This window comes from Nonomuraea sp. B10E15, from assembly GCF_039871615.1.
Taxonomy (GTDB): Bacteria; Actinomycetota; Actinomycetes; order Streptosporangiales; family Streptosporangiaceae; genus Nonomuraea.
Window position 1 is genome coordinate 375,208 of sequence record NZ_JBDPMB010000002.1, and the last position, 14,497, is coordinate 389,704.

Annotated in this window: 14 protein-coding genes; 5 read left to right on the top strand and 9 right to left on the bottom strand. The window is 71.7% G+C overall.

The window, feature by feature from the left end:
* Window positions 1–49: 49 nt before the first annotated feature.
* The 4 genes from ABGB14_RS10835 to ABGB14_RS10850 all read right to left on the bottom strand — a co-directional run bounded on the left by ABGB14_RS10835 (window position 50) and on the right by ABGB14_RS10850 (window position 3,885).
* Entirely contained in the window at window positions 50–799 is a 750-nt protein-coding gene (locus ABGB14_RS10835) for an ABC transporter ATP-binding protein (RefSeq protein WP_347643454.1), read from the bottom strand.
* Window positions 796–1,896 (bottom strand): iron ABC transporter permease, encoded by a 1,101-nt coding sequence (locus tag ABGB14_RS10840; RefSeq protein WP_347643455.1) that lies wholly within the window; start codon window positions 1,894–1,896, stop codon window positions 796–798. Before ABGB14_RS10840 ends, ABGB14_RS10835 begins: the two co-directional genes overlap by 4 nt.
* The gene (locus ABGB14_RS10845) at window positions 1,893–2,900 is read right to left on the bottom strand and encodes an ABC transporter substrate-binding protein (protein ID WP_347643456.1); all 1,008 of its coding nucleotides are present in this window, start codon (window positions 2,898–2,900) and stop codon (window positions 1,893–1,895) included. Before ABGB14_RS10845 ends, ABGB14_RS10840 begins: the two co-directional genes overlap by 4 nt.
* Before the next feature lie 115 nt (window positions 2,901–3,015).
* Entirely contained in the window at window positions 3,016–3,885 is an 870-nt protein-coding gene (locus ABGB14_RS10850) for a helix-turn-helix domain-containing protein (protein WP_347643457.1), read from the bottom strand.
* Window positions 3,886–4,078: 193 nt separating this feature from the next.
* On the opposite strand from ABGB14_RS10850, the gene ABGB14_RS10855 reads away from it, so the two are divergent.
* Window positions 4,079–4,528, top strand: a complete 450-nt coding sequence (locus tag ABGB14_RS10855; protein ID WP_347643458.1) for a hypothetical protein — start codon at window positions 4,079–4,081, stop codon at window positions 4,526–4,528.
* Here ABGB14_RS10855 and ABGB14_RS10860 read toward each other — a convergent pair.
* Both ABGB14_RS10860 and ABGB14_RS10865 read right to left on the bottom strand, forming a co-directional pair.
* Entirely contained in the window at window positions 4,525–5,736 is a 1,212-nt protein-coding gene (locus tag ABGB14_RS10860; protein ID WP_347643459.1) for a DUF6596 domain-containing protein, read from the bottom strand. The genes ABGB14_RS10855 and ABGB14_RS10860 overlap by 4 nt on opposite strands.
* Entirely contained in the window at window positions 5,733–6,104 is a 372-nt protein-coding gene (locus ABGB14_RS10865) for a YciI family protein (RefSeq protein WP_347616292.1), read from the bottom strand. The genes ABGB14_RS10860 and ABGB14_RS10865 overlap by 4 nt, the downstream gene beginning before the upstream one ends.
* A 285-nt stretch (window positions 6,105–6,389) precedes the next feature.
* On the opposite strand from ABGB14_RS10865, the gene ABGB14_RS10870 reads away from it, so the two are divergent.
* Window positions 6,390–9,368 carry an FAD-binding and (Fe-S)-binding domain-containing protein gene (locus ABGB14_RS10870; protein WP_347643460.1) on the top strand — a complete coding sequence of 993 codons (2,979 nt, stop codon included), beginning with the start codon at window positions 6,390–6,392 and terminating at the stop codon, window positions 9,366–9,368.
* Between the two features lie 4 nt (window positions 9,369–9,372).
* Here the strand turns inward: ABGB14_RS10870 and ABGB14_RS10875 are convergent, their stop codons facing one another.
* Both ABGB14_RS10875 and ABGB14_RS10880 read right to left on the bottom strand, forming a co-directional pair.
* Window positions 9,373–9,570, bottom strand: coding sequence for a hypothetical protein (locus ABGB14_RS10875; RefSeq protein ID WP_347643461.1), 198 nt, complete (start codon window positions 9,568–9,570; stop codon window positions 9,373–9,375).
* A gap of 263 nt (window positions 9,571–9,833) precedes the next feature.
* Window positions 9,834–11,090: an erythromycin esterase family protein gene (locus ABGB14_RS10880; RefSeq protein ID WP_347643462.1), complete on the bottom strand. Its 1,257-nt coding sequence runs from the start codon at window positions 11,088–11,090 to the stop codon at window positions 9,834–9,836.
* A 372-nt stretch (window positions 11,091–11,462) separates the two neighbouring features.
* Here ABGB14_RS10880 and ABGB14_RS10885 point away from each other — a divergent pair, with 372 nt between their 5' ends.
* Both ABGB14_RS10885 and ABGB14_RS10890 read left to right on the top strand, forming a co-directional pair.
* Window positions 11,463–12,062, top strand: coding sequence for a hypothetical protein (locus tag ABGB14_RS10885; protein ID WP_347643463.1), 600 nt, complete (start codon window positions 11,463–11,465; stop codon window positions 12,060–12,062).
* Window positions 12,063–12,143: 81 nt separating this feature from the next.
* The gene (locus ABGB14_RS10890) at window positions 12,144–12,359 is read left to right on the top strand and encodes a hypothetical protein (RefSeq protein WP_347643464.1); all 216 of its coding nucleotides are present in this window, start codon (window positions 12,144–12,146) and stop codon (window positions 12,357–12,359) included.
* Between the two features lie 152 nt (window positions 12,360–12,511).
* On the opposite strand, the gene ABGB14_RS10895 is transcribed toward ABGB14_RS10890, so the two are convergent.
* Window positions 12,512–13,714 carry a hypothetical protein gene (locus tag ABGB14_RS10895; protein ID WP_347643465.1) on the bottom strand — a complete coding sequence of 401 codons (1,203 nt, stop codon included), beginning with the start codon at window positions 13,712–13,714 and terminating at the stop codon, window positions 12,512–12,514.
* 190 nt (window positions 13,715–13,904) lie between these two features.
* Here ABGB14_RS10895 and ABGB14_RS10900 point away from each other — a divergent pair, with 190 nt between their 5' ends.
* Entirely contained in the window at window positions 13,905–14,489 is a 585-nt protein-coding gene (locus ABGB14_RS10900) for a hemerythrin domain-containing protein (RefSeq protein ID WP_347643466.1), read from the top strand.
* Window positions 14,490–14,497: the final 8 nt, after the last annotated feature.

Consider the following 14,497-nt stretch of genomic DNA (forward strand, 5'->3'; position numbering starts at 1 on the left):
TCATGTGGAGACTTTTCCGCGCCAGCGCCTGCTGGAAGGGCTGAAAGTCTCAAGCCGTATCCTCCTCCTTGAGCCGTTCGAAGACGAGCTGGGTGCGGCGGACGGCGCGCACCCCGTACACCTCGGCGATCAGGTCGGGGGTGAGGACCTGGCCGGGCGGGCCGCCGGCGAGAACGCGGCCGGCGCTCATGACGTACAGGCGGTCGCAGAACGCGGCGGCCTGGTTGAGGTCGTGCAGCACGGCCAGCGTGGCGACACCCAGCTCGCGCACCAGGTGCAGGATCTCCAGCTGGTGGCGGATGTCCAGGTGGGAGGTGGGCTCGTCGAGCAGGAGCAGGCGGGTCTCCTGGACCAGGGCCCGGGCGATGAGCGCGCGCTGTTTCTCGCCGCCGGACAGGGTGGCATAGACGCGGGCCTCCGCGCCCGCGAGCCCGACGCGGTCTAGGGCCCGCGCGCACCGCTCCTCGTCGGCGGCGGGGACCCGTTCGTACGGCGTGCGCCCCATCAGCACGACCTCGCCGACGGTGAAGTCCAGCTCGGAGGGCGTCTCCTGGGCCACGACGGCGGTTCGCCGGGCGGACTCGCGCCAGGACAGCCCGTGCACGTCGTCGCCGTCCACGCTGATGAGCCCGGCCGAGGGACGCAGCGCCCGGTAGATCGTGCGCAGCAGGGTGGACTTGCCGCATCCGTTCGGGCCGACGAGGGCGACGAACTCGCCGGCGTCGACCAGGAGGTCGGCCTCGTGCACGATCGGGCGGCCGTCGAGGCGCACGGAGACGCCGCGCAGGTCGAGCATCATGCGACGGTCACCGCCCGGTCGACCGAGCGCCGGCGCAGCAGCCACAGGAAGAACGGCACCCCGAACAGCGCGGTGACGATGCTGAGGGCCAGTTCCTGCGGCGCGTTGACGGTCCGCGCGGCGACGTCCACGAGCTGCAGGAACGCCGCGCCGAGCAGCGCCGTGACCGGGAGCACCCTGCGGTGGTCGGCGCCGACGAGCAGGCGGGCCGCGTGCGGCACGATCAGCCCGACGAACGCGATCGCGCCGCTGGTGGCCACCAGGACGCCGACCAGCAGGGAGGTGAGGACGAAGAGCGTGATCCGCAGGCGGTGCACGTTCACACCGAGGGAGACGGCCGTCTCCTCGCCGGCGGTGAGCGCGTTCAGCTGGCGGTGCTGCAGCAGCAGGTAGACCAGGCCCGCGACCAGGACGACGGTCGGCAGCGGCAACATGTGCCAGCGGGCCCCGCCCAGGCTGCCCATGAGCCAGAACAGCACCTGCTGCGCCGCCCGTCCGCTCTGCGCCTGCTGCAGCACGAAGCTGTAGAGGGCCTGGAAGAGGTATGCCAGGGCGACCCCGGCCAGCACCAGCCGTGACGGGGTGAGCCGGCCCGAGCGCTGGGCCAGCGCGTACACCAGGCCCAGGGCCAGGAGCGCGCCCGCGAAGGCGGCGCCCGACAGCGACAGCCCGCCCAGCGTGGAGGCGCCCAGAATGAGCACGAGCACCGCGCCGAAGGACGCGCCGGACGAGATCCCGAGCAGGAACGGGTCGGCCAGCGGGTTGCGCACCAGCGCCTGCAGCACCGCTCCGACCACCGCCAGCCCCGCCCCGACCAGGAGCGCCAGCAGCGCGCGCGGCAGCCGGAACTCCCACACGATCTGCGCCTGCACCGGCGTCCACGTACGCGGGAGGAGGCCGGGCACCAGCCGGTCGGCGACGATGCCCCACGCCTGCGGCAGCGCGACGTGCACGGCGCCGATGCTCACCGCCAGCCACGTCGCGGCGACCACGGCCACGGCCAGCGCGACGACGAGCGCCGCGAACCGGCCGCCGCGCCGGCGAGGCGTTCCGGCGCTCGCGGCCTGGGCCGGCGCCTGCCGTGTCTCGCTGGTCATGAGGGGAACGCGTCGGGGTGGAGGAAGCGGGCGATGTCGGTGATGGCCAGGAGGTTGCGGTAGCCGGGATGCTGGGCCGCGACCGGCACGGGGAGCACCCGCTTGGCCCTGGCCGCGGGGCTGTTCCTGGCGATGGCGAGGGCGTCGGCGGTCTTGGCCTGCACGGTCGGCATCGTCTCGCCTCGCAGGGTGGCGTACTCGCTGACCAGGATGGCGTCGGGCTGCGCGGCGCTGATCTGCTCCACGCTGACCTCGGTGTAGTCGCCCTTGACGTCGGCCAGCACGTTCACCCCGCCGGCGGCGGTGATCATCTGGTTGGTGATGCCGGCGCCGCCGTAGGCGTTGACCGGGCCCTTGCCGCCGTCGGTGGCCAGCACCTTGACCGGTGGCCGGCCGGAGACGCGCTTGCGCGCGTCGTCGAGCCGGCCGCGCAGGTCGGCGGCCAGCTTGCCGGCGCGGTCGGACACGCCGAAGATCTTCCCGAGGTTGTGCAGGTCGGTGAAGGTGTCCTCGAGGGTGAACTCGAGCGTCTCCTCGGGGCTGCACCAGCCGCCCAGGATGTACACCGGCGAGCCCGCGGCGTCCAGCTCCTCCACGGTGGCGTAACCGCCGCCGGCGTCGAAGGAGGCCATCGCGTTGTCCAGGACGAAGTCGGCGCCCTGGGCGAGCATGACCTCCTTCTGGGGGAGCATGATCGTCGGCGAGATCTCCGGGATCTTGTCGTACGGCTCCTTCTGGCCGGGCAGGAACGCGCTCTCGGAGAAGTTCGTACGGCCGGCGATCCGGTCGCCCAGGCCGAGGGCGAGCAGCGTTTCCAGAGACGGGTGGTAGCCGGTCACGACCTTGGCGGGCGGCCGGTCGAAGGTGAGGGTGCGGCCGCAGTTCTCGACCGTGACGGGGAATCCGGGCGGTGGCGCCGCGGCGGAACCGGTCTCCTGGGTGGCGGGCGCCTGCCCGCAGGCGGTCAGCGTCAGGGCCGCCACCAGGACGAGCAACCTTCTCATGATCCGGCGGCCGCCTTCGTCGGCACGCAGTCGCGAGTGATCGGCATGGCTGGGGTGCGGCTCATGTGGTGAGTCTCCGGAGGTGAGAGGTCGAGCGATGGTGCGACGAACGACCTCATTCTGCACATATGCCGCAATTGCCAGCAAGCTGCATCAGCCTGCCGCACCTCGCCGCGCACGCCCTGCTGCTCAGGAGATGCCGGTCAGGAGGCGCCGGCCTGGGCGGACCTCCCCCCGGCTCCGCCAGCGCCCGGCGCCTGAAGCCGCTGGGCGACAGGCCGAACGCGCGGCGGAAGGCCCGGCTGAAGTCAGCCGGGTGGGAGAAGACCCAGGCCGCGGAGACGTCCTGGATGGAGACGCCCCGCAGCGCCGGATCGGCCAGGTCACGCCGGGCGCGTTCCAGCCGCTGCCGCCTGATCCAGGCGCTGACCGTGAGGTCCTGCTCGGCGAAGAGCCCGTGCAGGTGGCTGAGCGAGATGTTATGGGCGGCGGCCACCCTGCCGGGCGTCAGATCGGGATCGCGGAGATGCCACTGGATGAAGGTACGGATGCGCTGGTCGAGCACGTCCCTGCCGGACCGTTGCCGCATGCCGCCGTGACCGCCCTCCCCCAGATGGTGGAGCAGCGCGGAGACCAGCCCCACAAGCGCCATCCCCACCCGCGGGCCGTCGGCGGGCCGCAAGCCCTCCCGGTCGTTCCACACGTCGGTGACGAAATCGGCCAGCAGCCGGGCGATCCCGCTCGTGGCGGGAACCTCCCGGCACGTCAACCCGGCCGGCGGCTGCACGAGAGCCTTCGGGACGATCACGCAGGCGCTCCCCGGCGCCCACCGGGTCCCGCGCGCGGGGCCGTACAGGAACAACGCACCGCCCTCCTGCCGCCCCAAGGGGACGACCAGCGCGTACGCGTCCTCCTCCACGACCGGGACCTCCGGGTCGCCCACCAGGGTCAGCCCGCCGAGCCGAAGCCGCCGCGTCCCGATCACGGGGCCGCAGCCCTGGCCGCTCCGCAGGGCGCCACGCCCGCCGGGACGGTCGTCGTCTCACGGGGCACGCGGCTCCCCCTGTTCGCTCGATCGCACGGCATCGGGCGACCATCGTCAGGAGGTGCGGTGAACCGTCGCTGAAAGCGCTCTGAAACGGCTCGGTACCGGTCCCGGCAGTCCTGTGGAAAACTGCGTGACCATGACGAGCGAGCCCGAGCCCACGCCGTCCGGTCACCAACCGCCGCCACCCGACGGCTCGGCCACGCCACAGCCCGAGCCGCTCGAGCAGGACGCGAGCGTTTACTGGACGCCTGCGCCGCGGACCGTGACGATCGCTTCGACGGTGTGGATCTGCTTCGGGGGGCTGCTGGCCGCAGGCGTGATCTTCACCGCCCTCAGCCCGGACTCGCCCCCTCTGAGCACGGGCCCGTTCGCCCTGCTCCTGTGGATCGGCGTCGCCGTGGCGATGATCGTCCTCGCCAAGCTTATGCGGCAGGGCAGCACGGGCGCCCGCACCGCGCTGACCGTGCTGGGAGTCGTGGCGCTCGTCGGCATCTGGACCGTGCTCTTCGTCGTCCCGGCGATCGTGCTGCAGTTCCTGCCCGGCAGCAACGCGTGGTTCCGCACGGTCAAGGGGGGCTAGGGTCGCACCCGCCCGGCCCGTGACTCCAGATGGCGTTGCTCGGCGATGCTCGCGGTGGCCTTCGCGGCGCGCCGGTAATGCTCGTACGCACCGGCCGTGTCGCCGGTCTGCTCCAGCAGGTGAGCCCGTACGGACAGCAGCCGGTGATGGCCGGCCATCCGCTCGTCGCCGTCCAACGTGGACAGCAGGGCCAGCCCCGCGGCCGGGCCCTCGGTCTCGGCGAGCGCGATCGCCCGGTTCAGCGTGACCATCGGGTTGGGCGCGATCCGCTCCAGGATCAGGTAGAGCGCGTGCACCTGCGGCCAGTTGGTCTCCTCCGCCGTCGCCGCGTCGGCGTGCGTCGCGGCGATGGCGGCCTGCAGCTGGTACGGCCCCAGCGCCGGGGCGGCCAGCGACGCCTTGACCAGCTCGATGCCCTCGTCGACCAGGGCGCGGTCCCACGTCGAGCGGTCCTGCTCGGCCAGCGGCACCAGGTCGCCCGCCGCCGTCGTACGCGCCTGCCTGCGGGCGTCGGTCAGCAACATCAGCGCGAGCAGCCCGGTCACCTCGCCGTCGCCGGGCAGCTGCGCGTGGACCGTCCTGGCCAGCCGGATCGCCTCGTGCGCGAGGTCGACGCGGTGCAGCTCGCTGCCCGACGAGGCGGTGTAACCCTCGTTGAAGATCAGGTAGAGCACGTGCAGGACGACCCGCAGCCGCTCCTCCCGCTCCGCGCCGTCCGGCAGGCTGAACGAGCTGCCCGCGGCCTTGATGCGCTGCTTGGCCCGGCTGATCCTGGCCGCCATCGTGGCCTCCGGCACCAGGAACGCGCGGGCGATCTCGGCGGTGGTGAGGCCCCCGACCGCCCGCAGCGTCAGGGCGGTCTGGGAGGCCGCGGTCAGCGTCGGATGGCAGCACAGGAACAGCAGCAGGAGCGTGTCGTCGGTGTCCGGCACGTCCTGCGGCGCCACCTCGGCGGCCGTCGCCGACTCCCGCTCGCGGCGCGCGTGGTCGCTGCGCACCTGGTCGATGAGCCGCCGGGACGCGACGGTCACCAGCCAGCCGCGCGGGTTGCCCGGCACCCCCTCGGCCGGCCACTGCACGGTGGCGGCGAGCACGGCCTCCTGCACGGCGTCCTCGCACCCCTCGAACTGGCCGTGCCGGCGTACCAGCGTGCCGAGGACCTGCGGCGCGAGCTCACGCAGCAGGTCCTCGACGGCCGGCGCCGTCATGCCTCCGACGGCCCGTCAGCGAACATGACCTGCCGCACCTCGACCCCCAGCCCCTGGATCGCGGCGTCCGGGATCCGCGCCGCCAGCTCGATCGCCCGCTCCTTGTTCTCGCAGTCGATCAGGTAGAAGCCGCCCAGGAATTCCTTCGACTCCAGGAACGGGCCGTCGGTGACCACGGGCTGGCCGTTGCGCACGGACACCACGGCCGCCTGGGACGGGTCGACCAGCGCCTGCGTGTTGATCAGCTCGCCGGACTCCTTCAGCGCCTCGATGAACCTGGCGTGACCGTCGCCGATCGCCGCCTTCTCCTCGTCGGTCAGCGCGTCCAGCACGGCCGGGTTGATGTGCATGCCGATCAGGAACTTCATGTCGTACTCCTCGTGTCGCGCGGGGCCCCGGCCGGGACCCCTTCGACCGGTTGGTCGGAGCCGCCGCCGTCGCCTTGACATCCCCGCCGGAACTTTTCGGACGAGATCTGCTCGCCCGTCGCCCTGGCCCGCGATGTCGTTCTTCCTGTCGTCGCAGGATAGGCGAGCCGTGGGAGCGGACCGGGCCGTAAAGAAGCGATCTCCCGTGAGGCCGGGATTCAGGCCCGCGCGAGGGGGCAGGCGGCAATCCGATGACACGTCGTCCCAGCCGGGGAAGTGATGGCCATGGCCAGGACCGAGCACCTTCCCACCCCCGTACGCCGCCGCGACGGCCAGCCGTACGTGCGCGTGCGGGACCTCGAGCGGGACCTGAGGTCCCGCGTGGACGGAGAGGTACGCTTCGATCCCGGCAGCCGCGGCGCCTACTCGACCGACGGCTCCAACTACCGGATGGTCCCGCTCGGCGTGGTCGTGCCCCGCACCGTGGAGGCGGCCGTCGAGGCCGTGGCCGTCTGCCGCGAGCACCGCGCGCCGATCACCTCACGTGGTGGCGGCACGAGCCTGGCGGGGCAGGCCTGCAACGTCGCCGTGATCATCGACTGGTCGAAGTACTGCGACCGCCTGGTCTCCGTCGACGAGCAGGCCGCGACGTGCGTGGTCGAGCCCGGCATCGTCCTCGACGAGCTCAACCGGCGGCTCGCGGGCACGCGCCTGATGTTCGGGCCGCGCCCGTCCACCCACTCCCACTGCACGATCGGCGGCATGATCGGCAACAACTCGTGCGGCTCGACCGCCCAGGCCTACGGCAAGACCTCCGAGAACGTCGCCCGCCTGGAAGTCCTCACCTACGACGGGACGCGCATGTGGGTCGGGCCCACCAGCGAGCAGGAGTACGAGCGCATCCTCGCGGAAGGCGGCCGCCGCGCCGGCCTCTACCGGCGGCTGCGCGAGATCGCCGGCGAGCACGCCGGCGAGATCGTGACCCGCTTCCCCGACATCCCGCGCCGGGTGTCCGGCTACAACCTCGACCAGCTGCTGCCCGGCGGGCCCTTCGACCTGGCCAGGGCGCTGGTCGGCTCGGAGGGCACGCTGGTGACCGTGCTGCGGGCGGAGCTGAAGCTCGTGCCCGTGCCGGAGCACGAGACGCTGGTCCTGCTCGGCTATCCCGACGTCGTCGCCGCCGCCGAGGCCGTGCCGCGCGTCGCCGCCCACCGCCCGCTGCAGCTGGAAGGGCTGGACGACAGGCTCGTCGGCGACGAGCGCCGCCGGCACATGAACGCCGAGGCGCTGGCCCGGCTGCCCGAAGGCGGCGGCTGGCTGATGGTGTCCTTCGCCGGCCGCACCCGGCAGGAGGCCGACCGGCACGCCCACGCCCTCATCGGCGACCTGCGCGGCAGCAGGCACGAGCCGCACGTGTCCTCCTTCGACGAGGAAAAGGCCGAACGTCAGCTGTGGGCCCTGCGCGAAGGCGGGCTCGGCGCCACCGCCCGTGTCCCGGACATGCGGGTGACCTGGGAAGGGTGGGAGGACTCGGCCGTACCACCGGAGCGGCTCGGCGACTACCTGCGTGACCTGCGCCGCCTGTTCACCGAGTTCGGCTACGGCGAGGCCGCGCTCTACGGGCACTTCGGGCAGGGCTGCGTGCACACCCGCATCCCCTTCGACCTGGTCACCGCCGACGGCGTCGCCGCCTTCCACGCCTTCCTGCGCCGCGCCGCCGACCTGGTCGTCTCCTACGGCGGCTCCCTGTCCGGCGAGCACGGTGACGGCCAGTCCAAGGCCGAGCTGCTCCCCGTCATGTTCGGCCCCGACGTCATGACCGCCTTCCGCGAGGTCAAAGCCCTCTTCGACCCCGAGAACCGGATGAACCCCGGCAAGATCGTCGCCCCGGACGGGCCCCCGAACGCGGCGACGGACGACCTGCGCCTCGGCAGCGCGTGGACGCCCGCGGAACCCGCCACGGCATTCGGCTACCCCCACGACGAGGGCAGCTTCCAATGGGCCGTGATGCGCTGCGTCGGCGTCGGCCAGTGCCGCAGCCACACCGGCGGCGTCATGTGCCCCTCCTACCGCGCCACCGGCGAGGAGGAGCACTCCACCCGCGGCCGGGCCCGGCTGCTGTTCGAGATGCTCAACGGTCACGCCGACACCCCCGTCGCCGGCGGATGGCGCTCCGATGCGGTACGTGACGCGCTCGACCTGTGCCTGGCCTGCAAGGGTTGCAAGCACGACTGCCCGATGAACGTGGACATGGCGACGTACAAGGCCGAGTTCCTCGCCCACCACTACGCGCACCGGCTGCGCCCCGCGGCCCACTACAGCATGGGCTGGCTGCCGCTGTGGGCCCGCCTGGCCGCCTTCGCGCCGGGCGCGGTCAACGCGCTGACCCACGCTCCCGGCCTGGCCGGGCTGGTCAAGCGGCTGGGCGGCATCGAACCCCGCCGATCGTTGCCGGTCTTCGCGCGTACCCGCTTCAGCGACTCCTACCGGCGGCGGGGCCCGCGCGGCACCGGCGAGCGCGGCAGCGTGCTGCTGTGGCCCGACACCTTCACCGACAACCTCGCGCCGCGCATCGCGGCCGCCGCCGTCAGGGTGCTCGAAGCCGCCGGCTACCGGGTGCTCATCCCGCCGCGGACCCTGTGCTGCGGGCTCACCTGGATCTCCACCGGCCAGCTCGGCATCGCCAGGCGGATGTTGCGCCGCACCCTGCGCACGCTCGCCCCGCTGTTGCGGCAGGGCATCCCCGTCGTCGGCCTCGAACCCAGCTGCACGGCGGTCTTCCGCGACGACGCTCTCGCCCTGCTGGCGCACGACCGCGACGCCGCACGCCTGGCCGAGCAGACCACGACGCTGGCCGAACTGCTCACGCGTGCCGACGGCTGGCAGCCGCCCGCCATCGACCGTGACGTCCTCGGCCAGCCGCACTGCCACCAGCACGCCGTCCTCGGCCACCAGGCCGACCAGGATTTGCTGGCCCGCGCCGGGGCCCGGCTGAGCACCGTGGGAGGCTGCTGCGGCCTGGCGGGCGACTTCGGCTTCACGGCCGGGCACATGGAGGTGTCACTGGCCTGCGCCGAGCACGAGCTGCTGCCCGCCATTCGCGGGGCCGGCCCGGACACGGTGATCCTGGCCGACGGCTTCAGCTGCCGTACCCAGATCAACCACACCGCGCCCGAACGCCGCCCGCTGCACCTGGCCGAGCTTCTCGCCGCCCACCTGAGGCCAGGAGCCGACCCGGCGGCGTCGCCCCTCGCGCGGCCGTGAATGCTCAGCCGAGGAGGCCGGGAAGGATGCCGAGCGACCCTCCGCCGCCCAGGATTCCTCCGAGGAGGTTGCCCACCAGGGCGAGCAGCGAGCTGAGCAGGTCCTCTGACGGGGCCGGAGCGGCGGCGGCGGGAGTGGCGAGTACGACGGTCAGCATGGCGCCGGTGGCCAGGATGGCGGTCATACGGGCGGTGGACTTCATGGTGCCTCCACAGGCAGTAACGGAAAGTAATTATCGAGTTACCCTATGTGAAGTTGATGTTGCTCGCTGTGACCGCCTCGCCCGGTCTGCTCGTCAGGTGGGCCATTTCCGCCCCGGCGGCGAGCTCACACCGGATCGGGCAGGCTCATCGTCGCCAGCCGCGCCCGGTCGGCCAGGACCGTGACGCCGGCGATGGGCGCCGGCAGGCCGGCGAGACCTGGTGAGCAGGGGGCGTCGTTCGCCGGCGGGTGACCCGCCGTCCGTCACAACGGCGTGACCGGGCCGGCTTTCGGCACGTACACCAGGGCGTCGTAGGCCAGGGCGGGTGTCATCGTCACCGTGTAGGCCGAGCTCAGGTGGCTGTAGACCGACCGGAACGCGTCGCCGACGCTGCCCATCGGGATCTCCGAGGCGAGCAGTTCGCGGTTGCCGGGCCTGGCCGAGGCCCGCGCGACGTTGACGTAGCCCAGCGGCTCGTCGCCGAACAGCTTGGCCAGGGGCGAGTCGTGGCTCACGGTGAACCGCTTGCGCTGCCCGGAATCCTCGTCCTTGGCCACAAAGGTGCTCTCGCCGAACTCCGTGCCGATCGTGAAGTAGTCCTTGCCGTACGTCTTGGCCAGCCGCCGCCCCATCGACGCGAACGAGAACGCGGCGCCGCTCTTGTCGATGTGGCCGTTGTGGCCGCACACCATGATCTTCTTCCGTCCCTGGGATCTCTCCAGGGCGGCGATCCAGCCGACGTTCTCGGCCATCCAGGCGTCCCGCTTGCGGGAGTAGTCGCCCCCGGACACCTGCAACCGCGCGCCGCGCAGGATCGTCTCGGCGTGGTGCACGGCGAGCACGAACGATCCCTCGGAGGTGCGGCTCACGTACGTGTCGCGATGGTCCTTCATGTGGGAGACGAGCCGTTCGGCGGCGGTGGCGGCCGTGGTCACCTTCGCCTTGTCCTGGCTGGACCTGGTGGCGTCGGTGAGGTCGGCCAGCGACTCCTCGGCGTGGCGGACCCGGGCGGGGTCGGCCGTGGCGAGATAGCGCAGCAGCCGTTCCTTGTTGCGGTCGTAGCGCTGCATGTCGAAGCCGTAGAGGCGCACCTTGGCCGCGTCGGGGAGAGCGGTGTTGTGGTCGTGGATCCATTCGATCAGATCCGCCATCTCGCGGGTCCGGTAGATGTCGAAGCCGAGCGCGGCGGCCGCGGCCCGCGCGCTGCCCTCGCCCTTCATGACATAGTCGTTGGCCGCCGCCGTGCCGCCGAAGTCGGCCTCCAGGGCGACCGTGCGGAAGCCGTGGTCCGTGACCAGCTTCCTGATGATGAGCGCGCGGGTCCGGACGAACTCCTTGTTGCCGTGCGTGGCCTCGCCGATCCCGACCACCCGTTTGCCGGCGGCGTCGGAGAGCGGGGCCCGGTCGAGGGGGACCACGGCGTCGGGCGTCACCCGGGAGGTGTCCACGCCTGCGCAGCCGGTGGCCAGCAGAGCGAGCAGGGAGAGGTCGGCGAGCGTTCGGGCGAGCTTGCGGCTCATGTGAATTCACTTCCTTGACGTCCGGGGAATGCCGGGCCGACGGTGAAGGGCACGCCGTCAGGCGCCCTCACGTTCTCGGGGGACTGGCTGACGTGGTCGAACTCGATCACGCGTCAAGTCCACAGGACGCGCGGTCACCGGGTCATCGAACCTGGGTCGAGCGCGGCCGTGCGCAGGGTTAGACCGGCCGCCCCGGTTGTGGACCTGCGGCCACCCGGATGGGGGCCTGGGTAGCGCGGATGCGCGGCACCGCAACCCTCGCTAGAGTTCTTTGCGATCATCGACGTTGATCGCGCCATCGATGGCTCTCGCCCTGTGGGGCTGCGGGCACGGCTGGGCGGTCGTGCAGGGTGGACACCGGGGGAGATGGGTTTGGCCGGCCGTAGCAGAGGGCGGCCGGGCTGGCTCCACGTGGGCGCGCTCGAGCGCCGGCTGACCCGGGCCTGGAATCCCGGCACCTTCCCGCCCGCCGAGGTCCTCCTGGCCATCATGACGTTGTCCGCCGTGCCGCGAGCCTTAGGGGCCCGCCTGGCCGCCCACCTGGACGGCGGCATCGTGGTCGGGCCCGGCGCCGTGCCCGACCTGCCCGGCTTCGAGGCTCTTCGCGGTGTCGCGCTGCCGGTCCAGCAGGGCGGCTGGGAGCGCAGCGCCGGCGTCTACGACCCTAACCGGCGGCGCGTCGGCGTCGGCAGCGTGCCGTCTCCGTCGGTCAGCGTGGCCGGGCACGAGCTGGGGCACGCCACGGATCATCTGGAAGGCATGCCGTCGCGCGGCGTGTTCTGGTCGCGGTTGCACGCGTCGCGCGCGCCGCATCTGGCGCCGCCCTTCCGGCAGGACGCGGCCGAGCTCTATGCCGAGGCCTTCGCCTGCGTGCTCACCGGGAGAGCCCGCCGCCTGATCAGCTTATTCGGCGACGAGGACGCCGCCCAGCGTGCCTATCTATGGGTTTCGGGACGCTATGGGATGGGCTGACCGGATCTCCTTGCCCTGCTGAACGCGCGCGCTATTCTGAGGGGGGAACCGGTGACCGGTGAGACGGGAGGGACGCAGCTCATGACCGCCATCATGCTGGCCGGCGGAGTCCTGCGGGTGCCCGAGTCGAGCGTGTTGCCGGACGGGACCCGCGTGGACGGCACGCGCGACATCGCCCCTGACGCCCCCGACTACGCGACCTGGCTCCCGTACGTGATTCCCGAGGGAGCCGCGTGGCACGGCAACACCGACGACGAGAGCATTCTGGCGCGCTGGCGAGCGGCCGCCAGCGCCTGACCGGCGTCCCCGTCACGTTCCCGTAGCCGCCGGGCCCCCTCCCAGCTCACCCTGCCGGACGGACCGGTGGCCAACGACCGACCGGCGCCTCGAGGGACGGCCGGGCACCCCTCGCTGCCCGGCCGTGCGCGATGACGCCGCCTCGAAGGGCATCAGCGGTTGGACGCCAGGCTGTGGACCGGGTGCTCCCCCTCGGTCTGCAGCCGGTACTCGTGGCCGGACTTGGCACGGTTGTCGTCGATGACCCGCTCGGAAGGCGCCTTCTCGCCGCCCATGATCGCCTCCTGCATCTTCTCGAAGCGTTCGTGCGCCTCCTGCACGTAGCCGGTGCCCAGGGTGGTGTAGTCGATCTGGGTGGCGATGAGTTCGCGCACGTACTGCTTGTTGGGCTCGAACGTCACCGGAGCGGGAAGCTCGGGCGCGAGCACCTGCTCCGGGTCGCGGCCGTCGTGCCGCTTGAACAGCTCGGCCGCCAGCCGCAGGTGCTCCAGCTCCATGTTGAGGTGGAGCTCCCAGATGTTCTTCACCTTGGGGTCGGACTCGGTCTCCATGAACGAGTGGTAGAGGTAGCACTCGTTGTACTCGTGGTTGAGCAGCATCTCCCACCAGCTCTCGCCGGGGTCGACCAGCGACTCGTAGTGGGTGACGTGTTCCTCCTCGACGAGGCCGATCTCCTGGTAGAGCTGCCGGGCGATGGGCTCCATGTACATCGGGCCGACGTTCATGTAGAAGTTCATGGTCTGCTGCTCGGCCGACATGATGGTCAGCGCGTGCAGCTTGGAGATGGGCGCGGCCGAGCTCCTGTCGTAGGGCTCGCGTACGTTGTCGACGGGGTTGCGGTGGTGCAGGTAGGTCGGCCGGCCGGGCATCACCTCGGTGAGCTGGTCGACGATCTTCTCGGCCTTGCGGTGCTCGATCATCTCGTAGAGGTTGGCGTAGCGGTAGAGGTGGTCGAAGTCCTCCAGCACGCCGAACTGGTAGGCCTGCTTCAGATACGCGTCCGGCTCCATCCGGGCCACCCACGCGGTCAGGTCGACGGCGACCTGCTCGTAGGCCATGGTGGTCTCCAGCACCGACGCCAGGCCGGGCAGCAGCCAGTTGACCGCCTTCTGCTGCTGCGCCTCGATGTAACGCACGCGGGCCAGCTGCTGTTTCAGCTCCACGTCGGGACAGTGGCGGGCGAGGTGGTGGCTGAACATGATCGCCTCCACCTCGATGCCGTTCATCGTGATGATCCGGCACCGCGTGTACGGGTCGGCGTGATCGGGATCGGTCGGCGTGACGTTGAGCTCACGCCAGTTGCGCAGCTGCTTGTCCAGCGGGATACCCCGCTCCTGTAGCGGATTGAAGGTCATGTGCGTGCGCTCCTTCGCGCTGGTCAGAGAGGTGCGGAGGCCCCGCCCTACCCGAGGCTTCCCGGTCCGGTCTCTGCGCGCTCCCGCCCGAGATTCCGGATTCGGTAAGCATTTCCGCAGTCCTTGACGTGCGCCGGCGTGCCGCTCCTTCCGTCGGGTAGGCCACGCCTGGACTCGGAGGAGGATCGCCATGACCGACCAGAAGACGGCGCCGGAGACGATGGACGAGACGGACGTCATCGACCTGCTGCAGGCCCAGCACGGAATGATCCGGGACCTGTTCGACGAGGTCGAGCAGGCGCCCGCCGGCCGGCGCGACGAGGCGTTCAGCCGGCTGGTGCGGATGCTGGCCGTGCACGAGACCGCCGAGGAGGAGATCGTCCACCCCCACGCGCGCCGCACCATCGACGGCGGCGACGCCGTGGTCGACGACCGGCTCGCCGAGGAGAACGAAGCCAAGGAGATGTTGTCGCGGATGGACGAGGCGGGCCCGGACGCCCCCGACTTCCTGCAGAACCTGGCGACGTTGCGCGCCGCCGTCGAGGCGCACGCCCGCAGCGAGGAACGTTACGAGTTCCTCCAGCTCCGGGCCCACACCAGCCCGGCCGAGCGGCGCAGCATGGCCGCCGGGGTCAAGGCCGCCGAGGCCATGGCCCCCACGCACCCGCACCCGGGCACCGAGTCGGCCGTCAAGAACGTCCTGGTCGGGACACCGGTCGCGATGATGGACCGCGTCCGTGACGTGGTTCGCCAGGCGATGGGCAAGAATCCCTGACCGAGACG